At 45.1% G+C, this 25,740-nt stretch carries 28 protein-coding genes; 3 read left to right on the forward strand and 25 right to left on the reverse strand.

Annotated elements, in window-relative coordinates; all coding sequences use genetic code 11:
• The gene (ilvA, locus tag HOP38_RS16230; protein ID WP_006073044.1) at nucleotides 1-1,539 is read left to right on the forward strand and encodes a threonine ammonia-lyase, biosynthetic; all 1,539 of its coding nucleotides are present in this window, start codon (nucleotides 1-3) and stop codon (nucleotides 1,537-1,539) included.
• Nucleotides 1,540-1,570: 31 nt separating this feature from the next.
• Here ilvA and punR read toward each other — a convergent pair whose 3' ends face one another.
• Entirely contained in the window at nucleotides 1,571-2,470 is a 900-nt protein-coding gene (gene punR / locus HOP38_RS16235; protein WP_088876462.1) for a DNA-binding transcriptional activator PunR, read from the reverse strand.
• Nucleotides 2,471-2,561: 91 nt separating this feature from the next.
• Here punR and punC point away from each other — a divergent pair, with 91 nt between their 5' ends.
• Nucleotides 2,562-3,815 carry a purine nucleoside transporter PunC gene (gene punC, locus HOP38_RS16240; RefSeq protein ID WP_198558508.1) on the forward strand — a complete coding sequence of 418 codons (1,254 nt, stop codon included), beginning with the start codon at nucleotides 2,562-2,564 and terminating at the stop codon, nucleotides 3,813-3,815.
• A gap of 37 nt (nucleotides 3,816-3,852) precedes the next feature.
• Here the strand turns inward: punC and HOP38_RS16245 are convergent, their stop codons facing one another.
• Entirely contained in the window at nucleotides 3,853-4,629 is a 777-nt protein-coding gene (locus HOP38_RS16245; RefSeq protein ID WP_063604567.1) for a transporter substrate-binding domain-containing protein, read from the reverse strand.
• A 92-nt stretch (nucleotides 4,630-4,721) separates the two neighbouring features.
• On the opposite strand from HOP38_RS16245, the gene HOP38_RS16250 reads away from it, so the two are divergent.
• Nucleotides 4,722-5,465, forward strand: coding sequence for an amino acid ABC transporter permease (locus HOP38_RS16250; protein WP_198558509.1), 744 nt, complete (start codon nucleotides 4,722-4,724; stop codon nucleotides 5,463-5,465).
• Between the two features lie 57 nt (nucleotides 5,466-5,522).
• Here HOP38_RS16250 and glmU read toward each other — a convergent pair whose 3' ends face one another.
• The 23 genes from glmU to HOP38_RS16365 form a co-directional block, all read right to left on the reverse strand.
• Complete coding sequence (glmU, locus tag HOP38_RS16255; protein ID WP_038222699.1) at nucleotides 5,523-6,884, reverse strand: bifunctional UDP-N-acetylglucosamine diphosphorylase/glucosamine-1-phosphate N-acetyltransferase GlmU; 1,362 nt, start codon at nucleotides 6,882-6,884, stop codon at nucleotides 5,523-5,525.
• A 153-nt stretch (nucleotides 6,885-7,037) separates the two neighbouring features.
• Nucleotides 7,038-7,460: a F0F1 ATP synthase subunit epsilon gene (locus HOP38_RS16260; RefSeq protein ID WP_006073053.1), complete on the reverse strand. Its 423-nt coding sequence runs from the start codon at nucleotides 7,458-7,460 to the stop codon at nucleotides 7,038-7,040.
• Between the two features lie 18 nt (nucleotides 7,461-7,478).
• The gene (gene atpD, locus HOP38_RS16265; protein ID WP_006073055.1) at nucleotides 7,479-8,882 is read right to left on the reverse strand and encodes a F0F1 ATP synthase subunit beta; all 1,404 of its coding nucleotides are present in this window, start codon (nucleotides 8,880-8,882) and stop codon (nucleotides 7,479-7,481) included.
• Nucleotides 8,883-8,917: 35 nt separating this feature from the next.
• On the reverse strand, nucleotides 8,918-9,784 hold the full coding sequence (gene atpG, locus HOP38_RS16270) for a F0F1 ATP synthase subunit gamma (protein WP_006073057.1): 867 nt from the start codon (nucleotides 9,782-9,784) through the stop codon (nucleotides 8,918-8,920).
• A gap of 41 nt (nucleotides 9,785-9,825) precedes the next feature.
• Nucleotides 9,826-11,367: a F0F1 ATP synthase subunit alpha gene (gene atpA / locus HOP38_RS16275; RefSeq protein WP_198558510.1), complete on the reverse strand. Its 1,542-nt coding sequence runs from the start codon at nucleotides 11,365-11,367 to the stop codon at nucleotides 9,826-9,828.
• A gap of 13 nt (nucleotides 11,368-11,380) precedes the next feature.
• Complete coding sequence (gene atpH / locus HOP38_RS16280) at nucleotides 11,381-11,914, reverse strand: F0F1 ATP synthase subunit delta (protein ID WP_031493873.1); 534 nt, start codon at nucleotides 11,912-11,914, stop codon at nucleotides 11,381-11,383.
• A 14-nt stretch (nucleotides 11,915-11,928) separates the two neighbouring features.
• The gene (atpF, locus tag HOP38_RS16285) at nucleotides 11,929-12,399 is read right to left on the reverse strand and encodes a F0F1 ATP synthase subunit B (RefSeq protein ID WP_006073063.1); all 471 of its coding nucleotides are present in this window, start codon (nucleotides 12,397-12,399) and stop codon (nucleotides 11,929-11,931) included.
• 82 nt (nucleotides 12,400-12,481) lie between these two features.
• Nucleotides 12,482-12,736: a F0F1 ATP synthase subunit C gene (gene atpE, locus HOP38_RS16290; RefSeq protein ID WP_006073065.1), complete on the reverse strand. Its 255-nt coding sequence runs from the start codon at nucleotides 12,734-12,736 to the stop codon at nucleotides 12,482-12,484.
• A gap of 60 nt (nucleotides 12,737-12,796) precedes the next feature.
• Nucleotides 12,797-13,603 carry a F0F1 ATP synthase subunit A gene (gene atpB / locus HOP38_RS16295; protein WP_006073067.1) on the reverse strand — a complete coding sequence of 269 codons (807 nt, stop codon included), beginning with the start codon at nucleotides 13,601-13,603 and terminating at the stop codon, nucleotides 12,797-12,799.
• Nucleotides 13,604-13,611: 8 nt separating this feature from the next.
• Nucleotides 13,612-14,001, reverse strand: a complete 390-nt coding sequence (locus tag HOP38_RS16300; protein ID WP_006073069.1) for a F0F1 ATP synthase subunit I — start codon at nucleotides 13,999-14,001, stop codon at nucleotides 13,612-13,614.
• A gap of 191 nt (nucleotides 14,002-14,192) precedes the next feature.
• Nucleotides 14,193-15,074: a ParB/RepB/Spo0J family partition protein gene (locus HOP38_RS16305; protein WP_006073071.1), complete on the reverse strand. Its 882-nt coding sequence runs from the start codon at nucleotides 15,072-15,074 to the stop codon at nucleotides 14,193-14,195.
• 23 nt (nucleotides 15,075-15,097) lie between these two features.
• Nucleotides 15,098-15,871, reverse strand: a complete 774-nt coding sequence (locus HOP38_RS16310; RefSeq protein ID WP_038224165.1) for a ParA family protein — start codon at nucleotides 15,869-15,871, stop codon at nucleotides 15,098-15,100.
• A gap of 13 nt (nucleotides 15,872-15,884) precedes the next feature.
• Nucleotides 15,885-16,520 carry a 16S rRNA (guanine(527)-N(7))-methyltransferase RsmG gene (gene rsmG, locus HOP38_RS16315; protein WP_124940467.1) on the reverse strand — a complete coding sequence of 212 codons (636 nt, stop codon included), beginning with the start codon at nucleotides 16,518-16,520 and terminating at the stop codon, nucleotides 15,885-15,887.
• Nucleotides 16,517-18,412, reverse strand: a complete 1,896-nt coding sequence (gene mnmG, locus HOP38_RS16320) for a tRNA uridine-5-carboxymethylaminomethyl(34) synthesis enzyme MnmG (protein WP_198558511.1) — start codon at nucleotides 18,410-18,412, stop codon at nucleotides 16,517-16,519. Before mnmG ends, rsmG begins: the two co-directional genes overlap by 4 nt.
• 473 nt (nucleotides 18,413-18,885) lie before the next feature.
• Complete coding sequence (gene mioC, locus HOP38_RS16325) at nucleotides 18,886-19,323, reverse strand: FMN-binding protein MioC (protein WP_006073079.1); 438 nt, start codon at nucleotides 19,321-19,323, stop codon at nucleotides 18,886-18,888.
• Nucleotides 19,324-19,332: 9 nt separating this feature from the next.
• Nucleotides 19,333-20,694 carry a tRNA uridine-5-carboxymethylaminomethyl(34) synthesis GTPase MnmE gene (gene mnmE, locus HOP38_RS16330; RefSeq protein ID WP_198558520.1) on the reverse strand — a complete coding sequence of 454 codons (1,362 nt, stop codon included), beginning with the start codon at nucleotides 20,692-20,694 and terminating at the stop codon, nucleotides 19,333-19,335.
• A 111-nt stretch (nucleotides 20,695-20,805) separates the two neighbouring features.
• On the reverse strand, nucleotides 20,806-22,428 hold the full coding sequence (gene yidC, locus HOP38_RS16335) for a membrane protein insertase YidC (RefSeq protein ID WP_006073083.1): 1,623 nt from the start codon (nucleotides 22,426-22,428) through the stop codon (nucleotides 20,806-20,808).
• A gap of 2 nt (nucleotides 22,429-22,430) precedes the next feature.
• Complete coding sequence (yidD, locus tag HOP38_RS16340) at nucleotides 22,431-22,688, reverse strand: membrane protein insertion efficiency factor YidD (protein ID WP_081836355.1); 258 nt, start codon at nucleotides 22,686-22,688, stop codon at nucleotides 22,431-22,433.
• The gene (gene rnpA / locus HOP38_RS16345; RefSeq protein WP_081836356.1) at nucleotides 22,655-23,011 is read right to left on the reverse strand and encodes a ribonuclease P protein component; all 357 of its coding nucleotides are present in this window, start codon (nucleotides 23,009-23,011) and stop codon (nucleotides 22,655-22,657) included. The genes yidD and rnpA overlap by 34 nt, the downstream gene beginning before the upstream one ends.
• 9 nt (nucleotides 23,012-23,020) lie before the next feature.
• Entirely contained in the window at nucleotides 23,021-23,158 is a 138-nt protein-coding gene (rpmH, locus tag HOP38_RS16350) for a 50S ribosomal protein L34 (protein WP_004400210.1), read from the reverse strand.
• A gap of 207 nt (nucleotides 23,159-23,365) precedes the next feature.
• The gene (locus tag HOP38_RS16355; RefSeq protein ID WP_062463369.1) at nucleotides 23,366-24,103 is read right to left on the reverse strand and encodes an amino acid ABC transporter ATP-binding protein; all 738 of its coding nucleotides are present in this window, start codon (nucleotides 24,101-24,103) and stop codon (nucleotides 23,366-23,368) included.
• Nucleotides 24,100-24,771 (reverse strand): amino acid ABC transporter permease, encoded by a 672-nt coding sequence (locus HOP38_RS16360; RefSeq protein ID WP_198558512.1) that lies wholly within the window; start codon nucleotides 24,769-24,771, stop codon nucleotides 24,100-24,102. Before HOP38_RS16360 ends, HOP38_RS16355 begins: the two co-directional genes overlap by 4 nt.
• Before the next feature lie 69 nt (nucleotides 24,772-24,840).
• Nucleotides 24,841-25,605, reverse strand: a complete 765-nt coding sequence (locus HOP38_RS16365) for an amino acid ABC transporter substrate-binding protein (RefSeq protein WP_031493906.1) — start codon at nucleotides 25,603-25,605, stop codon at nucleotides 24,841-24,843.
• Between the last annotated feature and the right edge of the window lie 135 nt (nucleotides 25,606-25,740).

Raw genomic sequence — 25,740 nt, forward strand, 5'->3', positions numbered from 1 at the left:
ATGAGTGCAGCAGATAATCATCCTGAGTCTGGCGCAGATTATCTGCGCCAGATACTCAGAGCACCAGTTTATGAAGTGGCGACCGTAACGCCACTTCAAGAAATGCCAAGATTGGCAGCACGCATCGGCAACCAGGTTCAAATCAAGCGTGAAGATCGCCAGCCTGTGCACTCGTTCAAGTTGCGCGGCGCCTACAACATGGTGGCTAATCTAACTGATGAGCAAAAACGTGCAGGTGTGATTGCCGCCTCAGCGGGTAACCATGCTCAAGGCATGGCACTATCTGGCACGAAACTGGGCATCAATACCACCATTGTGATGCCTAAAACCACCCCTGATATCAAGGTTGAAGCGGTTCGTGGCTTTGGTGGTAACGTCGTTCTGCATGGCAGTAATTTTGATGAAGCCAAAGCCGAAGCACAGCGTCTGTCAGAAGAACATGGCTACACCTTTGTGCCGCCTTTCGATCATCCATTGGTGATTGCGGGGCAAGGCACCATTGGTATGGAAATGCTGCAGCAAAATGGTCACCTCGACTATATTTTCGTTCCTGTTGGCGGTGGTGGTCTAGCTGCGGGTGTTGCGGTCTTGGTCAAACAACTGATGCCTGAGATAAAAGTCATTGCTGTTGAACCGGAAGATTCTGCCTGTCTTAAAGCTGCGATGGATGCTGGAGAACCTGTAGTACTCGATCAGGTCAGTATGTTTGCAGACGGTGTTGCGGTTAAAATCATTGGTAATGAAACCTTCCGACTGTGCCAGAAATATATTGATGGCCACATTACGGTTTCTAGCGATGAAATCTGTGCCGCAGTGAAAGACATCTTTGAAGATACTCGCGCTATTGCCGAGCCATCAGGTGCACTGGCACTTGCTGGTCTGAAAAAGTTTGCTGAGCAAAATCACTTGCAAGGTAAGCATCTAGGCACAGTGCTTTCGGGTGCTAATACCAATTTCCATGGCTTACGTTATGTCTCTGAACGTTGTGAACTCGGTGAAAAACGTGAGGGTATACTAGCGGTGACCATTCCAGAGCGCCAAGGCGCCTTCTTCGAGTTCTGCAATATTATTGGTGGCCGAGCGGTTACTGAGTTTAACTACCGATACAACGATGACAAATTGGCCAACATTTTCGTCGGTGTGCGTCTCGTAGGTGGTCAAGAAGAATTGGATGGCATCATTAGTGATCTCAGAGCGAGTGGCTACCCTGTGGTTGACCTCTCTGACGATGAAATGGCAAAACTGCACATTCGCTATATGATTGGTGGCAGACCGTCAAAACAGCTTAAAGAACGCCTATATAGTTTTGAATTCCCAGAGTATCCAGGAGCGCTACTTAAGTTCTTAAGCACGTTAGGGACGCATTGGAATATCAGCTTATTCAATTATCGTAACCAAGGCGCAGATTACGGTCGAGTTTTATGTGGTTTTGAATTAGAAGACAGTGATTTGAATGAGTTCTCGGCTCATCTGAGAGAACTGGGCTACCAGTGCAAAGACGAGACCGATAATCCATCTTATAAGTTCTTTTTATCTTAATCAGAAAATGGGAAGTGGCTGCTTCCCATTTTTATTTCAACCAATCGCGATACAGCTGAGCTTCATCCCCTAAGTACTCTACCATCCAATCCAATAGATTATGATTATCGTGCTTTCTCCACACCAAGCAACACTCACTTGGCGCTTGAGCATCTTCGAGAGTTCGCTCCACCAGCATGCCGTAGTCGATAAGTGGCTGAGCAATGTGCCTTGGCATGTAACCAATGCCTACGTTCTTTTTCAAACACTCGATGGCAGTAAACCAATTAGGTAGCAATAACCGCCGCTGTTGCGGGTAGTGCTCATTGTGACGCTTAGGTAATACTCGCGACGTGTCATCAATACAAATGGCGGTAAATTGACTGACAAAATCTTCATCCAATTGCGCCTGATGAGCACATGGATGCGAGGGCGACATAACCAAAGCCCAGTCTAGGCTGCCTATTTTCTTAACGCCGTATTCACCACTGACAGGAATCGCACTCGTCGCGCCAATCACAATGTCCGCTCGTTGCTGGGAAATAGCTTCCCAAGAGCCGTTATAGACCTCCATATTGATCTGCAGCTCAGCAAACTCAAACTCTTGATAGAAATCTTCAATCAGGTCAGACAGCTTATCTACTCTAACCACATTATCTAAGGTCAGCTTTAAGCTACTTTGCCACCCTAGAGCTGTACGTCGTGTCTGGTGAGTAAGTTCATCCATTTTGCGCAGCATTTGCCGAGCTTCCACCATGAAGACTTCACCGGCCGAGGTTAACTCAACCTTTCTTGGTAGCCGAGTAAACAGTTTTACCCCGAGTTCTTGTTCAATCTGTCGCACACTGTAGCTAATCGCAGAAGGCACTTTATGCAATACCTCAGCGGCAGCGCTAAAGCTTCCTAATCGAGCAACCACATCTAGCATTTCTAATGATGAGCGAGAATACATACTTTAGCTTTCAAATTTTTTGATAGATAACTACAAAATATAGCGTTTTATTTTTCTAAGATCCAAAAATAGAATACACACCATCAGCAGTATGAGCTGGCGCCAATTCATTCCTGTGAAAATATTTCAAGGAATAACAATGAAAATAACTAAACTACAACTCATCTATCTTGCGACCTTATCCATGTTGGGCTTCATAGCTACCGATATGTATTTGCCTGCGTTTAAACTCATTGAGCAAGATTTTGCGACTGGACCAGAACAGATTGCTCTGTCATTGACGGTCTTTTTAGTCGGTATGGGGCTGGGTCAGTTCCTATGGGGACTAGCCAGTGACCGTTTTGGACACCGTAAAACCCTATTTGCAGGACTCGTTATCTTTACGATTGCCTCGGTAGGCTTAGCTTGGAGCCAAGAAGTATGGCACCTGCTGGCACTGCGCATGCTACAAGCTATTGGTGTCTGTGCGCCAGCTGTGATTTGGCAGTCTATGGTGATCGACAAATTCGATAAAAAAACAAGCCAGCAGATATTTGCCACTATTATGCCTCTCGTCGCCCTGTCTCCGGCACTAGCGCCTCAACTTGGCGTGTTATTAACTGAATTATGGGGATGGCATAGTATCTTTGTCGTACTGGCGATCACTGGCGCTCTACTAGCCATGATCACCTTATCGATGAAAGATCATAAAAAAGCAGAGCATAAACAATCATCTGTTGGTGCTGATCTTAAGAGTCTATTGGGGTCACGTGAGTATGTGGGCAACGTGATGTTGTTCTCAGTCGCTTCTGCAGCGTTCTTCGCCTACCTAACTGGTATGCCAGAGATTATGAGCCAGCTGGGCTATTCGGCAAAAGACATTGGTTTGAGCTTCATTCCACAAACCATCGCATTTATGCTCGGTGGCTATATGGGCAAGAAATTGGTGGCTAAATTAGGTGATGACGCGGTACTGAAACAGCTACTAGGACTGGAGACGGTCGCTATACTGTTAGTATTTGCTGCGTGTCAGTGGGAGCTAACCAGCGTATGGCCAATTCTAGCGCCATTCTGCTTACTTGCAGTCGCTAATGGGGCACTGTATCCAATTGTTGTTAACCGTGCACTATCAAGCGCACCACATTGTTCAGCAACTGCGGCAGGTCTACAAAATAGCTTACAGATTGGTATTAGTAGTTTAGCCAGTGCGCTAGTTGCAGCATTTGCCGTTGTCGCTCAATCAGCGGTAGGCTATGTAATTCTTGGTTGTTTAGCATTAATGTGGGTCGGTTACCTGATCGCAACACCAGCACTAACCGAAGAACTGACAATACCGGATAACTCACGAGTAGTGAGCGACGAGTAATCAAAAATGGGTGACCAAGTCACCCATTTTTCTAATATTAAAGACTTTTCAGCCCCCACTTTTTCGCAGTTTCTTCAAAGAAACCCTGCGTTTTTTTCAGCTCTACCCAATGATTCACATAGTTAATCCAAACTTGGTCACTTTGTGGTAACAGCATCGAAATCGGTGTCGGCTTGCGAGGTTCCTTAACAGGTACAATGGCAAGTTGCTTGAACTTGGTTACTAACGTTGCCGCTTCCACATTTGACGTCACTGACACATCGGCACGACGCGCGAGTAATTCTTGGAAGTCACGAGCAGGAGCTTCAATCACGATGTGCTCAGCATCAGGAAAAAAGTCTTTCACCATTTTCTCTTGTACAGTACCAAGTGTGGCAGCCACTTTGACATCAGGTTTGTTAAAATCAGCCCAATCAGAGAATTTCTCTAAATCTTTCTTTTGAACTACGGGGACAAATGCCAGATAGAAATAAGGCTGGCTGTATCCCGCCACTTTAGCACGAGACATGTTAAGCGACGCACTACCCGTCATATCGTATTTGTTGGCAGTAATACCGTTTACTAACGTTTTCCAATCCGTTGCCACATACTCCACTTTAACACCAAGATCTTTTGCAAGTTCTGTCGTCACATCAATATCGAAACCACGATACGAATTGGTCGCAGGATCTTTCATGGTCATCGGGTTCCAGTCACCCGTTGTACCCACACGCAATACACCTGAATCTAAGATCTTCTGCAGACGACTGGTTTCAGCCGCTACCTGACCGATAGAAAGAAAAGTAATAATAAAACCCAGAATCCACTTCTTCATTGAATAGTCCCTAAAATTATTAAACATTAGTGGTACATCCTTGATAACATAGCAGTAACAGATGGATTTTTCAGGAATAATTAGGGACGATTGTGAGCTATCGATTACTTGCTGTTGTTTTGTGCCTACCACTATTAAGTGGCTGTTCTGAGTATGAATGGGGTTGGTATGTGCTTGATCCCTCTACTGAACAAGGAAAAACTAACCTCGCTTTCCTACTAGCGGGCTTCAAGGACACTATCTATGTCTCCTTGCTAAGTATGGTGTTTGCCATGCTTATAGGCCTGCTTGTTGCCTTTCCAGCCTTGTCAGAGAAGCCTTGGCTGCGCGCTATTAATCGAGTTTATGTCGAAGTGATTCGCTCCATCCCGGTTCTAGTTTTGTTACTTTGGGTGTACTACGGCATGCCCACGTTATTAGACATTTCTCTCAACCATTTTTGGGCAGGAGTGATAGCACTTACTATCGCGGAAAGTGCCTTTATGGCAGAAGTGTTCCGTGGCGGTATTCAGGCAGTGACTCGGGGTCAGCATGAAGCTGCTGAGTCACTCGGCCTCAATTATTGGCAGAAGATGCGACTGGTTATCTTACCGCAGGCCTTTCGTCAGATACTGCCACCACTCGGTAACCAGTTTGTCTATATCCTCAAAATGTCATCCTTAGTAAGCGTTATCGGGCTAAGTGACCTAACTAGACGCGCCAATGAGCTGGTTGTAAATGAGTACTTACCTTTAGAAATCTATACGTTTTTGGTACTCGAGTACTTAGTATTAATACTATTGGTCTCACAAGGTGTACGCTGGCTGGAAAAGCGTATTGCTATTCCAAGCCACTAACAATAAGTATCAAGAGACAAAAAAGGGCCTCAATGAGGCCCTTTCTAATGGAAGAGTTTACTTCTGTTTGGTTGGACGCTGCCATCCTGTAATTTTGCGCTCTTTTGCGCGAGTAATCACTAACTCACCTTCAGCTACATCTTTGGTTAATGTGGTGCCCGCACCAATCGTTGCCCCATCAGCGATAATCACAGGAGCAATCAGTTGACTGTCAGAACCGACAAAAACGTCATTGCCGATAACTGTCTTAAACTTATTTGCACCGTCGTAGTTGCAAGTAATAACACCAGCACCAACGTTAGTGCGCTGGCCAATTTCGGCATCACCCAGGTAAGTTAAGTGATTAGCTTTCGAACCTTCACCTAGACGCGCATTCTTCACTTCAACGAAATTGCCAACGTGCGAATCATTACGTAAATCAGCTCCAGGGCGTAAACGTGTAAATGGGCCAACAGTACACTCCTCGCCAACTGTCGCACCTTCGATTACGCTATAGGGGCGTACAAGTGTGTTATCATCGATTTCACAGTCTTTCAGTACGCAACCTGCACCAATAACTACATTATCGCCAAGAGTTACACTACCCTCGATGATGACATTGGTATCGATTTCTACGTCCATGCCACACTGTAACTGACCACGAAGGTCAAAACGTGCAGGGTCACGTAGCATAACCCCCTGCTCTAATAATTTCTGCGCCTGCATAGATTGGAATGCACGCTCTAGACGAGCAAGCTGAGCACGGTCGTTCACACCTTCAACTTCAATAGGGTTTACCGGGTGAACGGCTTCTACTGCACGACCTTCATTATGAGCAGCTGCAATCACGTCTGTCAGGTAATACTCACCTTGCGCGTTATCATTGCTTAAGCCGGACAACCAACGTTTAAGGTCTCCACCGGTTGCCACCATCACACCCGTATTGATCTCTTTAATCAGCTTTTGTTCTTCTGTGGCGTCTTTTTGCTCAACGATCGCAACAACAGGACCATTCTTACGCACGATACGACCATAACCCATAGGGTTATCAAGAACGACAGTAAGCAAAGCGATACCACCTGTAGGCTGAGCATCTAATAGGTTTTCAATAGTCTCTTCGGAGATAAGAGGTACATCACCGTAGAGGACCAGCACTTTTTCATCATCCGCCAAATAAGGAGATGCCTGATCAACAGCATGACCTGTCCCTAACTGATCGGCTTGTAGAACCCAGTTTACTTTTTCTTGTTGCAAAGCCGATTGCATCATTTCACCGCCATGACCATAAACAAGGTGGATATTCTGAGAACCTAAGCTTTCACAAGTATCGATGACATGTTTTACCATTGGTTTGCCAGCAAGTGTATGCAACACTTTAGGCTTATTGGAATACATGCGGGTTCCTTTCCCCGCAGCAAGAACAACTGCACTGAATTTCATTATTATCAAACCATTGACGTTAATTAAGCTAACGTCATTCTAGCTATGAATGACAATAGTGTTAAATGGATTGGGTAAATTTCTAATAAAAATTAAGCAAAAAGGCGACCCATAGGTCGCCTTTTTCATCGCGGTTAGTTCAGTTTAACTGAATTAACGACGTTTTTTTGTCAGCTCGATTACTCGAAGCTGAGCAATGGCTTTAGCCAGTTCACTGGCCGCTTGCGCGAAGTCCATGTCGCCATGCTGATTCTGGATATGTTCCTCAGCTTTGCGCTTGGCTTCTTCCGCCTTCGCTGCGTCTAGTTCTTCACCACGAATTGCAGTATCAGCCAACACAGTCGCTGTGCCTGGCTGAACTTCAACAATACCACCAGAGACATAAATGAACTCTTCATGGCCGTGCTGTTTAACGATACGCACCATACCAGGCTTGATAGCGGTCAGCAGCGGTGTGTGACCATGGAAAATACCAAGTTCACCTTCGCTACCGGACACCTGGAACGTTTCTACGCGACCAGAGAAAAGCTTTTTCTCAGCGCTTACTACGTCTAGGTGAAAGGTTATTGCTGCCATATCGCCTCCTATTTAGCCTTATAGCTTCTTAGCATTCTCGATAGCATCGTCGATAGTACCGCAGTACATGAACGCTTGCTCTGGAATGTCATCGTAGTCACCAGCTAGTAGACCTTTGAAGCCACGTAGAGTCTCTTTAAGAGGTACGTAGATGCCTGGGTCGCCAGTAAATACTTCCGCTACGTGGTAAGGCTGAGTTAGGAAACGCTCAATCTTACGAGCACGAGATACAACTTGCTTATCTTCTTCAGATAGCTCGTCCATACCTAGGATCGCGATGATGTCTTTCAGCTCTTTATAACGCTGCAGTGTTTGCTGCACACCACGAGCTACCTCGTAGTGCTCTTGACCAACGACTAGTGGATCAAGCATACGAGATGTTGAATCTAGTGGGTCAATCGCTGGGTATAGACCCATAGCAGCGATGTTACGGTTAAGTACAACCGTTGCATCCAAGTGCGCGAACGTTGTTGCTGGAGACGGGTCAGTCAAGTCATCCGCTGGTACGTATACCGCCTGTACAGACGTGATAGAACCAGTTTTTGTTGACGTGATACGCTCCTGTAGTACACCCATCTCTTCTGCAAGAGTTGGCTGGTAACCTACCGCAGATGGCATACGACCTAGAAGTGCCGATACCTCTGTACCTGCAAGTGTGTAACGGTAGATGTTATCAACGAACAGCAGTACGTCACGACCTTCGTCACGGAACTTCTCTGCCATTGTTAGACCAGTCAGAGCAACACGTAGACGGTTACCTGGAGGCTCGTTCATCTGACCGTAAACCATTGCTACTTTTGATTCTTCAGGCTTCTCAACGTTTACAACGCCCGCTTCCTGCATCTCAAAGTAGAAGTCGTTACCTTCACGAGTACGCTCACCTACACCCGCAAATACGGATAGGCCTGAGTGTTGTAATGCGATGTTGTTGATAAGCTCCATCATGTTAACGGTCTTACCTACACCTGCACCACCGAATAGACCGATTTTACCACCCTTAGCGAATGGACAAACCAAGTCGATTACTTTAACACCCGTTTCTAGAAGAGCGACTTCGTTAGATTGCTCTTCGTAGCTTGGCGCTTCACGGTGAATCGCATAGCTTTCTTCTGCACCGATCTCACCACACTCGTCAATCGCATCACCAAGTACGTTCATGATACGACCAAGAGTCTTAGTACCTACTGGTACTGAGATTGGCGCGCCTGTGTTCTCTACTGTTACGCCACGACGTAAACCATCAGAGCTACCCATTACGATACAACGAACTACGCCACCGCCTAGCTGTTGTTGAACTTCAAGAACAAGACGCTCTTTAGAGTCCGTTACGTTTAGAGCGTCGTATACACTTGGTACGTCACTCTGTGGGAACTCTACGTCGACTACCGCACCGATGATCTGTACGATCTTACCTGTAGCCATCGTTAATCCTCTAATCTATTTCGTTTTACCTAAGCTTAAACCGCAGCTGCGCCGCCAACGATTTCTGATAGTTCTTGTGTGATAGCCGCTTGACGCGCCTTGTTGTACACAAGCTCTAGATCATCAATCAAGTTGGTCGCATTGTCCGTTGCAGCTTTCATTGCAATCATTCGAGCCGCTTGCTCACAAGCAAGGTTCTCTACCACACCTTGATACACTTGAGATTCGATATAACGAAGCAATAGTGCGTCTAGTAGTGGTTTTGGCTCAGGCTCATAAATGTAGCCCCATGAATGTTCGCGCTGCATCTCTTCACTGTCAGATTTAGGCAGAGGTAGCAATTGATCGATCGTTGGTTCCTGAATCATAGTGTTCACAAAGTGGTTATACACTACGTACAGGCGATCCAATTCGCCTTCGTCATACTTCTTCAGCATAACGCCTACCGTACCGATTAGGTCTTCTAGACTTGGCTCATCACCCAGACCAGATACCTGTGCCGCTACTTTTGCGCCGCTGTTGTTAAAGAATGCTGTCGCCTTTGAGCCAATAATAGCTAACTCGATTTCAGCACCTTTATCTTTCCAACCTTGCATCTCTACAATGGCTTTTTTAAACAAGTTAATGTTCAAGCCACCACAAAGACCACGGTCAGTAGAAATAATGACATAACCAACACGCTTGGCTTCACGCTCTTCTAGGTACGGATGTTGGTACTCTAGGTTTGCGTTTGCCAAATGACCGATCACTTTACGCATAGTTTCAGCGTATGGACGAGAAGCTTCACGCGCATCTTGCGAACGACGCATTTTTGAAGCTGCTACCATTTCCATCGCTTTCGTAATTTTCTGAGTGCTTTTCACACTACCGATTTTATTACGTATCTCTTTTGCGCCGGCCATCGTTACTCTCCATAAGTGGTGACCAAAAGGTCACCCACCAATTACCAAGTCTGAGTTGCTTTGAAATCGTCAGTCAGTTTCTTAAGCTGAGCTTCGATATCATCGTTGTAAGCACCCGTAGTGTTGATCTCTTTTGCAAGATCAGCATATTGACTGTGAGCATACGATAGAAGCGCTGCTTCGAAGTCTAGAATCTTGTTGATTTCAACATCATCTAGGTAGCCGCGCTCAACAGCAAAGATAACTAGTGCTTGGTCAAATACAGACATTGGAGCATATTGCTTCTGCTTCATTAGTTCTGTAACTTTTTGACCGTGGCTTAGCTGACGCTTAGTTGCTTCATCTAGATCAGATGAGAACTGTGCGAATGCCGCTAGTTCACGATAAGCAGCTAGTGCAGTACGGATACCGCCAGATAGCTTCTTAATAATCTTAGTCTGTGCTGAACCACCTACACGAGATACTGAGATACCCGGGTCAACCGCTGGGCGAACACCCGCGTTGAAGGCTTCAGTTTGTAGGAAGATCTGACCATCGGTAATCGAGATTACGTTTGTCGGTACGAATGCCGAAACGTCACCTGCTTGAGTTTCAATGATAGGAAGAGCAGTCAAAGAACCAGTCTTACCTTTCACTTCACCTTTAGTGAAACGCTCTACGTACTCTTCATTTACACGAGCTGCACGCTCTAGTAGACGTGAGTGGAGGTAGAATACGTCACCTGGGAATGCCTCACGGCCTGGTGGACGTTTAAGTAGTAGAGAGATCTGACGGTAAGCTACCGCTTGCTTAGATAGATCATCATAAACAATCAGAGCGTCTTCACCGCGGTCACGGAAGTACTCACCCATTGCACAACCAGAGTATGGCGCAAGATATTGCAGTGCAGCAGATTCAGATGCAGATGCTACAACAACGATAGTGTTTTGTAGTGCACCGTGCTCTTCCAGTTTACGCACAACGTTTGCGATTGTAGATGCCTTCTGGCCAATCGCTACGTAGATAGAGAAGATACCAGAGTCTTTCTGGTTGATGATTGCATCGATCGCCATAGCGGTTTTACCGATCTGACGGTCACCGATGATAAGCTCACGCTGACCACGACCGATTGGGATCATTGAGTCAACTGACTTATAACCAGTTTGTACTGGCTGATCAACCGATTTACGGTCGATTACACCCGGTGCAATCACTTCAACTGGTGACGTAAGTTTAGCTTCAATTGGACCTTTACCATCAATTGGCTCACCTAGCGTGTTTACAACACGACCAAGCAATTCTGGACCAACTGGTACTTCAAGAATACGACCAGTACCTGTTACTTTCATGCCTTCCTTAAGGTCAGCATATGGGCCCATTACTACCGCACCAACCGAGTCACGCTCGAGGTTAAGTGCTAGTGCATAACGGCCACCCGGTAATTCAATCATTTCACCTTGCATCACGTCCGCTAGGCCGTGAATGCGAATGATACCATCGCTTACCGATACGATAGTACCTTCATTACGAGCTTCACTCACAACATCGAAAGATTCGATACGCTGCTTGATTAGGTCGCTAATTTCTGTGGAATTAAGTTGCATGCTCCAATCCCCATCAAGACTGCATTGCTTCACTCAGGCGGTTCAAACGACCACGTGCTGAGTTGTCAATTACAAGATCTCCGGCTCGAATAATAACCCCACCAAGTAGGGTCTCATCTACACTGCAATTCAGCTTAACTTTGCGTTCTAGACGCTTCTCAAGTTTGTCGCTGATCGCTGCAAGTTGCTCGTCGTTTAGAGCTGACGCTGAAATCACTTCAACATCAATTTGTTTTTCTAGCTCTTTTTTGAAAGCTACAAACTCTTCTAACACATACGGCAAGGCTGCTAGTCGACCATTTTCAGCCATAACTTTAATCAAGTTTTGACCGAATTCATCAAACTGTTCACCACCAACGGCAATGAAGATATCAGCGACTTTTTTCGCCGTTACAGAACCTGATAACAGGTCTGCAATGTCTTCATTCTTGGTAATTTCAGCGGCAAAAGTTAACATTTCAACCCATTGGTCTAATGCTTGCTTTTCTACCGCAAAGTCAAATGCTGCTTTAGCATAGGGGCGTGCGATTGTAGTCAATTCAGACATATGCGCCCCTCGCCTTAAAGTTTCGCAGTAATATTGTCGAGAATATCTTTTTGCGCATCCTTATCGATACTACGCTCAAGAATCTTCTCAGCACCAGCTACAGCCAGAGTTGCAACTTGTTTGCGCAGCTCATCACGGGCACGGTTACGTTCAGCTTCAATTTCTGCTTCAGCTTGAGCAAGAATCTTTTGGCGTTCTGCCAAAGCTTCTTCACGAGCTTCATCAACAATTTGTGCTTTACGCTTGTTTGCCTGTTCAATGACCTCTGTTGCAGTGCGCTTCGCTTCCTTCATTTGGTCAGAAGCGTTGGCTTGTGCTAGATCCAAGTCTTTAGCAGCGCGCTCAGCGGCTACTAGACCGTCAGCAATTTTTTTCTGACGTTCTTCAATCGCATTCATGATTGGTGGCCATACATACTTCATGCAGAACCACACAAATAGTGCGAATGAGATTGCTTGACCTAGCAGAGTTGCGTTCATATTCACAACAGCTACCCCTCTAATGGTTCATTGACGAGCTAAAGTTTAATCAGGTGACAAGTCCGAAACTTGTCTGAGAAAAAGCTGATTAACCTAGCTGACCAACGAATGGGTTCGCGAATGTGAATAGCAGTGCGATAACAACACCGATCATAGGAACCGCATCAAGTAGACCTGCGATGATGAACATCTTAACTTGAAGCATCGGAGCCATTTCAGGTTGACGAGCCGCGCCTTCAAGGAATTTACCACCTAGAAGACCAAAACCGATCGCCGTACCAAATGCTGCCATACCGATAATGATACCTACGGCGATTGCAGAAAAGCTCAGTAAAGTTTCCATTACTATCTCCAATTTATAGTTGTTGGCTTAAATTTGCCCAAATAAAAAGCGTTAATAAAGTTAGTGATCGCTGTCTTCGTGTGCCATTGATAGATAAACAATCGTTAGCATCATAAACACGAAGGCTTGAATCGTAATAACCAGAATATGGAATATCGCCCATGGTAGTGAGCCCATCCATTGTAAATACCATGGTAGCATTGCAGCACAAAGAATGAAGACCACCTCACCCGCAAACATGTTACCGAACAGACGCATACCGAGAGACAGTGGCTTTGAAAGCAAAGACACGACTTCGATCAGCATGTTGAAAGGAATCATGATTGGATTGTTAAATGGGTGTAGCGTCAATTCTTTTGTAAAGCCAACTAGACCTTTTACTTTGATGCTGTAGTAAATCATCAGAGCAAAAACACCTAGCGCCATAGCCATGGTGATATTGACATCAGCAGAAGGAACCACTTTGAGATAAGGGATGCCCATCTGCTCTGCAGGGTAAGGTAAGAAGTCAATTGGAACAAGGTCCATGACGTTCATTAAAAATACCCAACAGAAGATAGTTAGTGCTAAAGGCGCGATTAGCGCGTTGCGTCCATGAAACGTTTCTTTGACGTTGTCGTCAACGAATTCCACGATCATTTCAACAAAACACTGCAGCTTGCCCGGCACACCAGCTGTTGCTTTCTTAGCTACTGAACGAAACACTCCTAGGAATATCAGACCAGTAAACACAGAAAAAAACAGGCTATCGATATGTACGTTCCAGAAACTCGTCTCCTCCACTAGACCGAGACTTCCTAAAGAAAGGTTGGTCAAGTGGTGAGTGATATATCCGGCCGATGTTAGCGCTTCACCTGGCGCAGCCATAACTCATCCTATTTTTTGTTGTTGACGAATATTACTGGTGCCATAAGGTTAATTAAGACGGCCAGTAAAAAAGTGAGATTCAAGGGAATCACTTCCACCTGAATATACATGTAAGCAATCGAGAATAGAGCAACCGTAATGAGGATTTTCAGAGTCACTCCTGCGTAGAAAGACGCGGCAACCTTTTTCGCTGCTCGAGCCCCACTAAACAAAAATGCACACAATGCAAAAACCGCATTAGCGATAACAAAACTGCCACCACCAATGAGCGCTGAAATTCCCCACTCAGCATTTACAGCTACTGCCATTCCAACAGCTACCAATGTAACCGCGCTGGCTTGAATCAGTAACAATCGCTTTGCAAGCTCTCGTCCTGGTCTAGCTAGCACAGCTACCATGTATTCTTACCTATAGTTTTTTCCACAATGCACCTAAATTACTACTGTGCTGGGAGATTCGCGAAAATTATACTTTCCGACAAAGTTATTGCAATCAAACAGCACCAAAAAGGTGCTATTTCGTTCACAAAACCATAACTTTCGCACAAAATTTCAATTTATAAATAATTGACCTACATCAATTATCTCATTTAGCTCTCAAGCTTGGCAATAAGTTGCTCCAATTTGTGAGGTTCATCAAGACTTATCGTTACTTTTGCTTTTCCGCTTGCATTTCGTACAAGAGACACTTTTGCACCCAGAATTTCACTTAAACGATGTGAAATTTCTTTAGCATCACGGTCTTCTGACTGTTTTTTCTCTGAAGAGTTCGGTTTTAAGCACTTTTTCACTAAATCTTCGGTTTGACGAACCGTCAGCTGTTTCTTAGCAACAGTGTCCGCAACCTCACATTGAACTTCACCTTCCAATGCTAGTAGTGCGCGAGCGTGACCCATATCTATCTGTTTCGCTTCAACTAGCTTCTTCACAGATGGCTCTAGTTGATTCAAACGCAGTAAGTTACTAACCGCAGTACGTGATTTACCAATCACATCGGCCACTTGCTGGTGGGTCAATTCAAATTCGTCTTGTAGCCTTTCCAGAGCCTGAGCTTCTTCAATGGCGTTTAGGTCTTCACGTTGAATGTTCTCAATCAGTGCCATCGCAACTGCAGCACGATCCTGAACGTTCTTCACCAGACAAGGCACCATTTTCAGGCCAGCTTGTCTTGCCGCTCGCCAGCGTCTTTCACCAGCAATAATTTCAAATTGCTCATGGCCAACACTTCTGACCACAATAGGTTGAATAATACCTTGCGATTGAATGGAAGCTGCGAGCTCTTCGAGTGCTTCAGGAGCCATATCTTTACGCGGCTGGTAAATACCAGGGCGCAGACTATTGATTGAAAGTTCAGCCAGATCACCATCGGTAGATAGGCTTTGGCTTTGCGTTGCGACTTGTTGTTTTTCTCTGGCAATAGAACTCGTCGACAAAAGCGCGTCGAGCCCTTTGCCTAAACCACGTTTAGACATTGAATCTATTTTCCTTAAGAGCGTTAAGCCAATACTTCTTCGCGTCGTAGCATCTCACCAGCAAGGGCAAGATAAGCTTTGGCACCGGCGGAATACTTGTCGTAGTACATCGCTGGTTTACCATGACTTGGCGCTTCTGCGAGGCGTACATTCCTAGGGATAACGGTTCGATAAACCTTGTCTCCGAAGTGTTTTTTCAATTGTTCAGACACTTCGTTAGCAAGACGATTTCGAGGGTCGTACATGGTACGAAGTAGCCCTTCGATCTTCAGGTTTTCATTGACTACCGCTGCCAACTTACTGATGGTATCCATCAATGCCGTCAGTCCCTCTAAGGCAAAGTATTCACATTGCATTGGCACTAACACAGAGTCAGCAGCAGCCATTGCGTTTATTGTAAGTAGGTTCAAAGAGGGAGGACAATCGATAAAGATGAAATCATAGTTATCGCGGATTGGCGCAAGTGCATGTTTTAAACGCACTTCTCTAGCAAACACTTCCATGAGTTTAATTTCAGCTGCCGTAACATCTCCATTAGCAGCGATGAGGTCAAACTGACCAGAAGTGTCCTGACAAACTACCTGTTCAAAAGGAAGCTCATCAACCAGCAAATCGTAAGCAGTTGTTTCAACTTGATACTTATCGACGCCACTGGCCATCGTCGCATTTCCCTGCGGATCAAGATCTATCACTAATACCTTACGTTTAGTGGCAGCCATTGATGCCGCTAAATTTACACACGTGGTAGTTTTACCAACGCCACCTTTTTGGTTCGCAATAGCGACAATTTTTCCCACGACAACTTCTCCATTATCCCTTCTTGGATAAGATTACAAGATGACGGTCACCTTCCAACTCAGGAACTTGCAAAGGTTTGATATCGATCACAGAACACCACTCCGGTAGCTCTGAGACTTCCTGTTCATGAAGTTGACCTTTTAATGCATAGAAGCGACCACTCTGTGATTTTGGTAAATGTTCACACCAATTCACCATATCGGTCATAGAGGCAAAGGCTCGGCTCAGAACACCATCAAAGCCACCTTCAGGATCAAACTCTTCGACTCGAGATTGAACCGCTGTCACATTAGACAGTTTAAGCTCGTGAACCACCTGTTTGATAAAACGAATACGCTTACCTAAGCTATCAAGCAAAGTGAATGAACGGTTTGGATGCATGATCGCCAAAGGAATCCCTGGCAGTCCCGGTCCCGTTCCAACATCAATAAAACACTCACCTTCTAGGTGCTCACCAACAATGATGCTATCAAGGATATGTTTCACTAACATATCTTCAGGTCGACGCACCGAAGTCAAGTTGTAAGCCTTATTCCATTTATCAAGTAATTGGACATAGCCCACAAGTTGTTGCTTCTGAAGTTCAGAGACCTCTAATGAGGTCTCTGATAATAATTGTTCAAGTTTTGCGGTTAAGTTGTTGCTCACGCGGCTTCACCTTTTTTAAGCATTCCTTGTTTCTTCAAGTAAACCAACAGGATGGAAATCGCTGCGGGTGTAATACCAGAAATGCGGGAAGCAATTCCAACCGTTTCAGGTTTTGCTTCTGTCAGCTTGGCAACGACCTCGTTAGACAGCCCTTTCACATCGTTGTAATCAAGATCGGCTGGGATCTTGGTGTTTTCATGACGAAGCGACTTAGCTATCTCATCTTGTTGGCGCTGAATATAACCTTCATATTTCACCTGGATCTCAACTTGCTCACTGGCTTGTTGATCTTCCATCGCGGGTGCGAATGCGTCTAATGACGTCAATTGTGAATAGTTCAATTCAGGACGACGTAGTAGATCTTCACCGCTTGCTTCGCGAGAAATAGGGCTCTTCAGTAGCACATTAAGTGCTTCGATACCCTCGGATTTTGGATTAACCCATGTTTCTTTTAGGCGCTGACGCTCAGTCGCCATGTTATTCAGTTTTTCGTTGAATCGCGACCAGCGTTTCTCGTCAATTAAACCGAGATTATGCGCATGTTCAGTCAAACGAATATCCGCATTGTCTTCACGCAGCAATAGACGATATTCCGCACGAGATGTAAACATGCGATAAGGCTCTTTGGTACCCATGGTTGATAAATCGTCAATCAGTACGCCCATATAAGCCTGATCACGACGTGGGCTCCAGCCTTCTTTGCCTTGCGAGTAGAGGCTAGCGTTTAGACCTGCCATTAGACCTTGTGCCGCCGCTTCTTCGTAACCGGTGGTGCCATTAATCTGGCCAGCAAAGAACAAACCAGAAATAAACTTGGTTTCGTAAGTCTGTTTTAGATCACGAGGGTCAAAGAAATCGTATTCGATAGCATAACCAGGGCGAACAATATGCGCGTTCTCAAAACCTTTCATTGAACGAACGATTTGTACCTGTACATCAAACGGTAAACTGGTTGAGATACCGTTTGGATACAGCTCATGCGTGGTTAAACCTTCAGGTTCGATAAAGATCTGATGGCTATTTTTGTCCGCAAAACGCATGACCTTATCTTCAATAGAAGGGCAATAGCGCGGTCCAATACCTTCGATCACGCCGGCATACATTGGGCTTCGATCGAGGTTATTGCGAATCACCTCATGCGTGGACTCATTCGTGTGCGTAATGAAACACGGAATCTGCGTTGGATGTTGGTTGCGGTTACCCATGAAAGAAAAAACAGGCGTAGGGTTATCACCATGCTGCACTTCTAGTGCAGAAAAGTCGACGCTTCGAGCATCAATACGTGGAGGTGTACCTGTTTTTAAACGATCTACGCGAAATGGTAACTCTCGCAAACGAGCCGCGAGTGCAATGGATGGTTGATCGCCCATACGACCGCCAGAAGAGCTCTCCATACCGATATGGATCTTACCACCTAAGAAAGTACCAACCGTTAATACAACGGATCTCGAATGGAATTTCAATCCCATCTCAGTTACTACACCGCGTACTTGATCTTGTTCCACGATCAAGTCATCCACCGACTGTTGGAATAGTGTTAAGTTTGGTGTGTTTTCTAGGGCGTTACGCACATAAGCCTTGTATAACGCACGATCTGCTTGAGCGCGTGTAGCACGAACGGCTGGACCCTTTGACGCATTCAGCGTACGAAATTGAATACCTGCATGATCAATGGCCTCTGCCATCAAACCACCCATAGCATCCACTTCTTTAACCAAATGTCCTTTACCAATACCACCAATGGCAGGATTACATGACATTTGACCTAACGTATCAATATTATGAGTTAGCAGTAGTGTCTTTTGCCCTGTACGAGCAGATGCGAGTGCGGCTTCCGTTCCTGCATGTCCGCCACCAACTACGATGACATCAAATGTTTCGTGATAAAGCATGAACCGACCTCAGTATTCAATCGAGAAATTTAGACAAACCAAAAGGAGCAGTATTCTACCGCTTTTCTTGAAGTGAGAAAAACGGTTTTCACATTTTTTGGATCCAAGAAATAAGTAATATAAAGATAAGATCTATATATATGATCTTTTATTAGATCTATTATTAGGATCCTCGAAGTCTGTGGATAAGTCGAAAATGATCAACAAATCCATGGATCTTTTTGTGATCGCTTGTTGTGATCTAGTGTTGATCTGGCACTGTATTAGCTGGGATCAAAAAGGCTAGTTATACACAGGGAAAGGAGAGCTTGAAAGTTGTTCTTTGGATAAATATAGGTTTTTCACCGAAAAGATCATATTTTATCCACAGATTGATTGGTCAGAAATTACTCGTTATGAGTGAATTGAAGTTGAAGAGTTACTCACAGGTATAAAAAAAGCGGCCGAAGCCGCTTATTATTAAGTGTTTGCTTCTAGCGAAACTTGCTCATGTGTTCATTGAGCCAAACTTCCGCAGCGTCTTCTGGCACGGGATCATTGAGAACATCGATTTGCAGGCAGTCTGTCAGTGGTGTCGCGCCGATGTCTTCAAGTAACTCGTAAGCGTGTTTACCGGCTGCACAAAACGTATCATAGCTAGAGTCACCTATGCCAACGACAGCGTATTTCACGTTCGACATGCGAGGTGGTGTATCTTGCAGAGCTGAGATGAAAGGCTGGATATTATCTGGGTAATCTCCAGCTCCATGCGTTGAGGTGATTAAAAGCCAAATCCCTTCGGCCTCAATGTCACTCAACTCAGGCTGATTGTGGATTGTGGTTTCTAGCCCTTGTTCTATAAGTAGGTCACTCAAGTGGTCACCGACATATTCCGCACCGCCAAGTGTGCTACCTGTGATGATATGAATCATTAATGTTCCTTATTTACCAATACAGAATGAAGAGAAGATACGACCAAGCAGATCGTCGGAGCTAAACTCTCCAGTAATCTCATTCAGATGTTGCTGAGCAATACGAAGTTCTTCAGCCAGAATTTCGCCCGCCATATAACCTTCTAGTTGCTGCTGTCCGATATCGAGGTGCTCAGCAGCTCGCTCTAACGCATCAAGGTGTCGACGTCTTGCCATAAAGCCACCTTCATTGGCACCAGAGAAGCCCATAATGGCTTTTAGGTGTTCTCGTAAAGCTGGCACACCCTCACCAGTGCGTGCAGAAAGTCGAATTAGGGTTGGATCATTAACATGGCAGATCCCTAGCAATTCGCCTGTTTCGTCAACTTTATTGCGGATCACGGTAATGCCGATCGAACTTGGTAGGCGATCGATAAAGTCGGGCCAGATTTCTTTTGGATCCGTAGCATCTGTTGTGGTGCCATCTACCATGAAGAGAACGCGATCGGCCTGCTCAATCTCTTCCCAAGCTCGCTCGATACCAATACGTTCTACCTCATCTGAAGCGTCACGTAGACCTGCGGTATCAATGATATGCAGTGGCATTCCGTCTATATGGATGTGCTCTCTCAGTACATCTCGAGTTGTGCCTGCGATATCGGTAACGATAGCCGACTCTTTCCCTGATAGAGCGTTGAGTAGGCTAGATTTACCTGCATTTGGGCGACCAGCAATAACCACTTTCATCCCTTCGCGCATAATGGCACCTTGGTTGGCTTCCTTACGAACGGACTCTAAGTTATCAATGATATGTTGCAGGTCACCAGCGACTTTGCCATCCGCTAGAAAATCGATTTCTTCTTCTGGGAAGTCGATAGCCGCTTCTACATAAATACGTAAATGGATTAGCGATTCCACCAGCACCTGAATGCGTTTAGAGAATTGCCCTTGAAGAGATTGCAATGCCGATTTAGCAGCCTCTTCTGAACTGGCATCAATTAAATCGGCAATGGCTTCTGCTTGGGTTAAGTCCATTTTATCGTTGAGGAATGCGCGCTCACTAAATTCGCCAGGTCTTGCTGGACGAACGCCCTGAATGAGCAGGATGCGCTTAATCAGCATGTCCATAACAACAGGGCCGCCGTGTCCTTGTAGTTCAAGAACGTCCTCACCAGTAAACGAATGTGGGTTAGGGAAGTATAGAGCGATCCCTTGATCAAGCTCGCTGCCATCTTGTGCTTTAAATGGCAGATAGTCGGCGTAGCGCGGTTTAAGCGTTTTCCCTGTCACTTGTAAGGCAACCTCAGCAGCGAGAGGGCCTGATACTCGTATAATGCCCACGCCACCGCGGCCTGGGGCTGTGGCTTGTGCCACAATAGTGTCTGTTGTCATTGTGTTGCCTAATCGCAGTACTTTAGCCAAATTGTAATCATGGTAAATGAAAAAGGCGACCATTTAGGCCGCCTTTTATTCTATTCGCGTATTGTTAACCAATCAGCAGGACTACTTAGAGTGTAATCCTTTCTTCTCCAGCGCTCGATAAATCAAGGTTTGCTGAATCAGAGTAACGATGTTCGATACCAACCAGTAAAGAACTAGACCTGATGGGAACCATAGGAAGAAGAAGGTAAACATAACCGGCATAAAGGTCATGATCTTCTGCTGCATTGGATCGGTTACTGTTGTCGGGCTCATTTTCTGGATCAAGAACATACTTGCACCCATTAGTAGAGGCAGAATGTAGTATGGGTCTTGAGCTGAAAGGTCATGAATCCAACCAAAGAACGGTGAATGACGCAGCTCAACCGACTCCATTAGTGCCCAGTAAAGTGCAATGAAGATTGGCATCTGTAGCAAGATTGGTAGACAGCCACCTAGAGGATTTACTTTCTCTTTCTTGTACAGTTCCATCATTTCTTGGCTCATGCGTTGGCGGTCATCGCCGATACGCTCACGCATTGCTTGCAGCTTAGGCTGAAGCATACGCATTTTCGCCATCGAGGTGTATTGCGCTTTTGTTAGTGGGTACATGGCACCACGAACAATGAAAGTCAAACAGATGATAGCTAGACCCCAGTTAACAACGATACCTTGAATGAACGATAGTAGCGTGTGAAGTGGTTTTGCAATGAACCATAACCAGCCGTAGTCTACTACTAGATCTAGGTTTGGCGCAGTTTCAGCCATTTGCTTCTGAAGTTTAGGACCAGCCCAAAGTGTAGCTTTCAGTGTTGCTGATTGGCCATCTGCAATTGTTGCGTTTGGCATACGAACACCGATATCACCTAGGTTACCGATTACACGAGTGTAAAGGTTAGTACCTGGTGCTTCGCGAGGAATCCATGCTGCTGCGAAGTAGTGTTGGATCATCGCTGCCCAACCTTGACCGTCTGTCAGGTTAAGAGACAGGTTGCGATCTTGCATATCTTCGAAGCTGTATTTTTTATAGCGAACGTCTTGAGTTGAGTATGCGCCGCCATTGTATGTTGGCATTGTGATGCTGCCGCCTTTGTCTTGTAGATTTTGACGAAGGTGTGCGTACATGCCGAACGTTGCATTTTGGCCAGAGTTGTTGTCTACATCGTATTCAACATCAATTGCGTAGTTGCCACGTTTTAGAATGAAGGTTTTGGTGTAAGAGATGCCATTCGCTTCGAATGTCATTGGAACACGCAGTTCATCTTGACCGTCAGCAATGGTAAAGCTGTCAGCTGACACGGTATAAGCTGGACGGCTTGTGCTGCTTAGGTCAATACCCTGAGGACCTACCAGACCACTTTGAGCGATAAACTGGTGACCTTGATCGTCTTTTAGAAGTTCAAACGGTTCGCTAGATTCTAACTCAGTTGCGTACTCGTTTAATTTTGCTGTTACTACATCACCGCCAACGGTATTAATACCTAGCGTTAGTACGTCAGTTTTCACTGTGATGATTTTTTCTGCAGCAGTTTGGCTTTGACCAGGTGCAGGATCATGCTCATCAGCGAAAGATGGCGCAGGTAGAGTACTGCTTTGCGTCTGTTGGGTCGGAACTGGCGCTGGATTCTTATACGATTGCCATTGTTGGAACAGCAAAAAAGAAACTAAAGCCAAACCGATTAACAGAATATTACGTTGAGAATCCATCGTTATTTATCTCTGTCTTGTTTTTGGACTGGTGGAACGGGGTCAAATCCCCCTTCATTCAAAGGATGGCATTTTAATAGACGTTTGCCTGATAACCAACATCCTTTTACAAAACCGTGAGCTTTCAAGGCTTCTATAGCGTAAAGAGAACAGGTTGGGGTGAACCGACAACGAGGTCCGATAAGAGGACTGATAATCCACCTATATAGGTAGACGAGTCCGATAGCTAACCACGCGAAGGGCGAGACAGGCGATGCCATAACTTATCTAGAAGTTTGAACATTTCTTCATTGCTTAGAGTTTGCGCACTCTTCTTTGCAATTACAACAAAATCTTTGCTTGGAAGTTCATGTTGTTTGTTACGAAAACTTTCACGTACCAGACGCTTGAAGTGATTTCTAGCAACAGCTGTTTTTATCTGTTTTTTAGGAACCGCAAGACCAAGACGAGGGTGTGAGAGAGAGTTTTTACGAGCAATGATGGTGAAATGAGGGGAGCCAGCTCGATGAGCTTGCTTAAATACGTTTTGATAATGCTCGGGAGTTAACAAACGTAACTCCCGAATAAAGGCGTGCTTATTCAAAATAGAAAATTATTTTGATAGGCGTGCACGGCCTTTAGCACGACGTGCATTGATTACTTTACGACCGTTCTTAGTCGCCATGCGAGCACGGAAACCGTGAGTACGCTTGCGCTTTAGAACTGAAGGTTGAAAAGTGCGTTTAGACATGGTTATTACCTTTACTGATCAGTAGTTTTAGGTTCTCGTTGAACCCGGCGTGGGACATATTTCCCTACTCTATATATAGAGAGGAAATCCGACGCCTCTCAACAAAGAGGCGGAATTGTAATCACTGACTCGTCAAGAGTCAATAATCAGTTCAACTTCAATTCCGGTTGGCGAATTATACTTTTTGTGAGCCAGAGCGCAAGGATCCTATTCGATCCCAACTTGATTTAGAAATTTCTTCAGTTGGATATCTTGTGGATCGTTAAAAATTTGCTCTGGTGTACCTTGTTCCACTATATGGCCATCAGCCATGAAGATCACTCTGTCGGCGACTTCTTTGGCAAACTGCATTTCGTGGGTCACAACAAGCATGGTTTGATGCTGTGTTGCGAGCTTTTTCATAAGGTTAAGTACTTCACCTACCCACTCAGGATCGAGTGCTGAAGTTGGTTCATCGAATAACAGTAGCTCAGGTTGTAATGCCATCGCTCGGCCAATACCGACACGCTGCTGTTGACCACCGGAAAGGGAAGCTGGGTATTGATCCCCTTTGTCTCCTAGACCGATGTCATCGAGAATTTGTTGTGCTTTCTCAAGAGCTTGCTCTTTTTTCCAGCCCTTTACTGTGATCAAACCTTCCGCAATATTCTGACGCGCAGTCATGTGCGCGAATAGAGCGTAGTTCTGAAACACAAAGCCAGTCTTGCGTCTTAGTGCCAATACTTCTGCTTTAGTATGGCTTTGGCAGTTGACCGAGACATCGTCAATAGAGATTTGGCCTTCATCTGCTTGTTCCAGGAAATTGACGCAACGCAATAAGGTAGACTTACCGGTACCACTAGAACCAATAATGACGATAATTTCGCCTTGTTTGATATCAATATCGATGCCTTTGAGCACTTCGGTGTCACCGAATCGCTTGTGGATATTTTTTAATGTAATCATCGTTGATAAGCCTTATTCAGTTTTTGCTCTGCGACAATTTGCACACGAGTAAGTACTAACACAACACCCCAGTATATGAGCGCGACGGCAAGAAATGCTTCAAAAAATCGGAAGCTGGATGATGCTTCCATTTGGGCTTTCGCCATAATCTCTGCCACACCAAGTGTGAACGCTAACGACGTCGACTTAATCATATCAATGAAGTAGTTCATCAATGATGGTAGGGCTACGCGAGTTGCTTGCGGCAAAATGATACGACGCATGGCTTGGCTAGTTGTCATACCTACAGAAAGACTTGCTTCCATCTGACTGCGGTCAATGCCGATAATGGCGGCACGAATACTCTCTGCCATATAAGCGGCAAAGTGCAGAGTCAGGCCTATTACTGCGGCACTGAAGGCGTTGAGCCCAACCATCCAAGGAAAAATTTGTGGTAAGCCATAATAAAGCAGAAACAGCTGAACCAATAATGGAGTACCACGGAAAAAGCTTATATAGAGCTGACTGAGCTGATCCAATACCGGGATCTTAAACACGCGAATGTTGGCTAAAATAACCGATAGAATCAATGAGAACAGCAGTCCCCATATCGCCATTTCCATGGTTGTACCAAGATACTTCAACAGTATCGGCATCAACTCAAGCATGTATTGAAAATCAAATCCCATAACAGTACCAAACTCTTAGAAAAACAAACGCCCACTACCAAGAGTAGTGGGCGTATCAATAGTAATCACTTACTTTTTAGTGATATCAGCACCAAACCACTTCTCAGAGATTTTTGCTAGCGTACCATCAGCTCGCATGTCTGCCAGTGCGCTATTTACTTCTTGTTGCAGCTTTTGACCTTTCTCGTTGTTTACGAATGGCCAAGCATTCTCGATGGTTTCAAAAGGTTGACCTGCAAGTTGCAGTGGCAGGCCTGTTTTCTTGATTAGTTCAAGTGCAGAAAGGCGATCCATAACAAAAGCATCAGCACGGCCTAGTGCGACGTCATGTTCAATACCTGTATCGTAAGTTTTGATGGTGATTTTGCCGTCTTTATCGTAGCTACGTAGCAGTTGTTCAAAGTTTGAACCAAGGTTCACTGCGACTGTTTTACCTGCCAAATCATCAATACCTTGAATGCTGTCATTACCTTTTCGAACGGTAATTTGAGCACCATCAACAACATATGGGTCAGCGAACAGATACTTCGCTTTACGAGCATCTGTCATAGTGATTTGGTTAGAAATCGTGTCGATACGACCGGTCTCAAGCAAACCAAACAAACCTGAGAAGTTTGCCGTCACGTACTCTACTTTGTAGTCATTGCGACGACCAATTTCATCCCAAAGGTCGACTTCAAACCCTTGTAACTTGTCTTGTTTAACAAACGTAAATGGGAAGTAGCGACCAGACATGCCGACTTTCACTTCTTGTTGTGTCGCAGCATATGCTGCTTGAGATACGGTTGCAGAAAGCGCTAAAGCGGTTAGAAGGCCTTTAATCCAGTTTTTCATTTTACTACTCCTTATATTTATGGGGAGGATGTTACTGGTAAACATGTCGATAAGTTAAATAACTAGTTGTTATTAACCATAACAAACTCGGGGTTGAATGCTGGCTTTTTCATCACTCTATCAATACCAAACAAA

The sequence above is a fragment of the Vibrio mediterranei genome (assembly GCF_013364395.1).
In the GTDB taxonomy this organism is placed as follows: domain Bacteria; phylum Pseudomonadota; class Gammaproteobacteria; order Enterobacterales; family Vibrionaceae; genus Vibrio; species Vibrio mediterranei.

What these genes read in the sequence shown, in the direction of transcription:
- HOP38_RS16355 (WP_062463369.1), bottom strand. Translation starts at nt 24,103, where the DNA reads ATGATTACATTAAAAAATATCCACAAGCGATTCGGTGACACCGAAGTG.
- mnmE (WP_198558520.1), bottom strand. Translation starts at nt 20,694, where the DNA reads ATGACAACAGACACTATTGTGGCACAAGCCACAGCCCCAGGCCGCGGT.
- HOP38_RS16260 (WP_006073053.1), bottom strand. Translation starts at nt 7,460, where the DNA reads ATGGCAGCAATAACCTTTCACCTAGACGTAGTAAGCGCTGAGAAAAAG.
- HOP38_RS16300 (WP_006073069.1), bottom strand. Translation starts at nt 14,001, where the DNA reads ATGGTAGCTGTGCTAGCTAGACCAGGACGAGAGCTTGCAAAGCGATTG.
- atpG (WP_006073057.1), bottom strand. Translation starts at nt 9,784, where the DNA reads ATGGCCGGCGCAAAAGAGATACGTAATAAAATCGGTAGTGTGAAAAGC.
- atpD (WP_006073055.1), bottom strand. Translation starts at nt 8,882, where the DNA reads ATGGCTACAGGTAAGATCGTACAGATCATCGGTGCGGTAGTCGACGTA.
- punR (WP_088876462.1), bottom strand. Translation starts at nt 2,470, where the DNA reads ATGTATTCTCGCTCATCATTAGAAATGCTAGATGTGGTTGCTCGATTA.
- yidD (WP_081836355.1), bottom strand. Translation starts at nt 22,688, where the DNA reads ATGGCATCGCCTGTCTCGCCCTTCGCGTGGTTAGCTATCGGACTCGTC.
- atpB (WP_006073067.1), bottom strand. Translation starts at nt 13,603, where the DNA reads ATGGCTGCGCCAGGTGAAGCGCTAACATCGGCCGGATATATCACTCAC.
- atpE (WP_006073065.1), bottom strand. Translation starts at nt 12,736, where the DNA reads ATGGAAACTTTACTGAGCTTTTCTGCAATCGCCGTAGGTATCATTATC.
- mnmG (WP_198558511.1), bottom strand. Translation starts at nt 18,412, where the DNA reads ATGCTTTATCACGAAACATTTGATGTCATCGTAGTTGGTGGCGGACAT.
- HOP38_RS16365 (WP_031493906.1), bottom strand. Translation starts at nt 25,605, where the DNA reads ATGAAAAACTGGATTAAAGGCCTTCTAACCGCTTTAGCGCTTTCTGCA.
- atpH (WP_031493873.1), bottom strand. Translation starts at nt 11,914, where the DNA reads ATGTCTGAATTGACTACAATCGCACGCCCCTATGCTAAAGCAGCATTT.
- HOP38_RS16305 (WP_006073071.1), bottom strand. Translation starts at nt 15,074, where the DNA reads ATGTCTAAACGTGGTTTAGGCAAAGGGCTCGACGCGCTTTTGTCGACG.
- glmU (WP_038222699.1), bottom strand. Translation starts at nt 6,884, where the DNA reads ATGAAATTCAGTGCAGTTGTTCTTGCTGCGGGGAAAGGAACCCGCATG.
- punC (WP_198558508.1), top strand. Translation starts at nt 2,562, where the DNA reads ATGAGCTGGCGCCAATTCATTCCTGTGAAAATATTTCAAGGAATAACA.
- rpmH (WP_004400210.1), bottom strand. Translation starts at nt 23,158, where the DNA reads ATGTCTAAACGCACTTTTCAACCTTCAGTTCTAAAGCGCAAGCGTACT.
- HOP38_RS16360 (WP_198558512.1), bottom strand. Translation starts at nt 24,771, where the DNA reads ATGGGATTTGATTTTCAATACATGCTTGAGTTGATGCCGATACTGTTG.
- ilvA (WP_006073044.1), top strand. Translation starts at nt 1, where the DNA reads ATGAGTGCAGCAGATAATCATCCTGAGTCTGGCGCAGATTATCTGCGC.
- mioC (WP_006073079.1), bottom strand. Translation starts at nt 19,323, where the DNA reads ATGATTCATATCATCACAGGTAGCACACTTGGCGGTGCGGAATATGTC.
- yidC (WP_006073083.1), bottom strand. Translation starts at nt 22,428, where the DNA reads ATGGATTCTCAACGTAATATTCTGTTAATCGGTTTGGCTTTAGTTTCT.
- atpA (WP_198558510.1), bottom strand. Translation starts at nt 11,367, where the DNA reads ATGCAACTTAATTCCACAGAAATTAGCGACCTAATCAAGCAGCGTATC.
- HOP38_RS16245 (WP_063604567.1), bottom strand. Translation starts at nt 4,629, where the DNA reads ATGAAGAAGTGGATTCTGGGTTTTATTATTACTTTTCTTTCTATCGGT.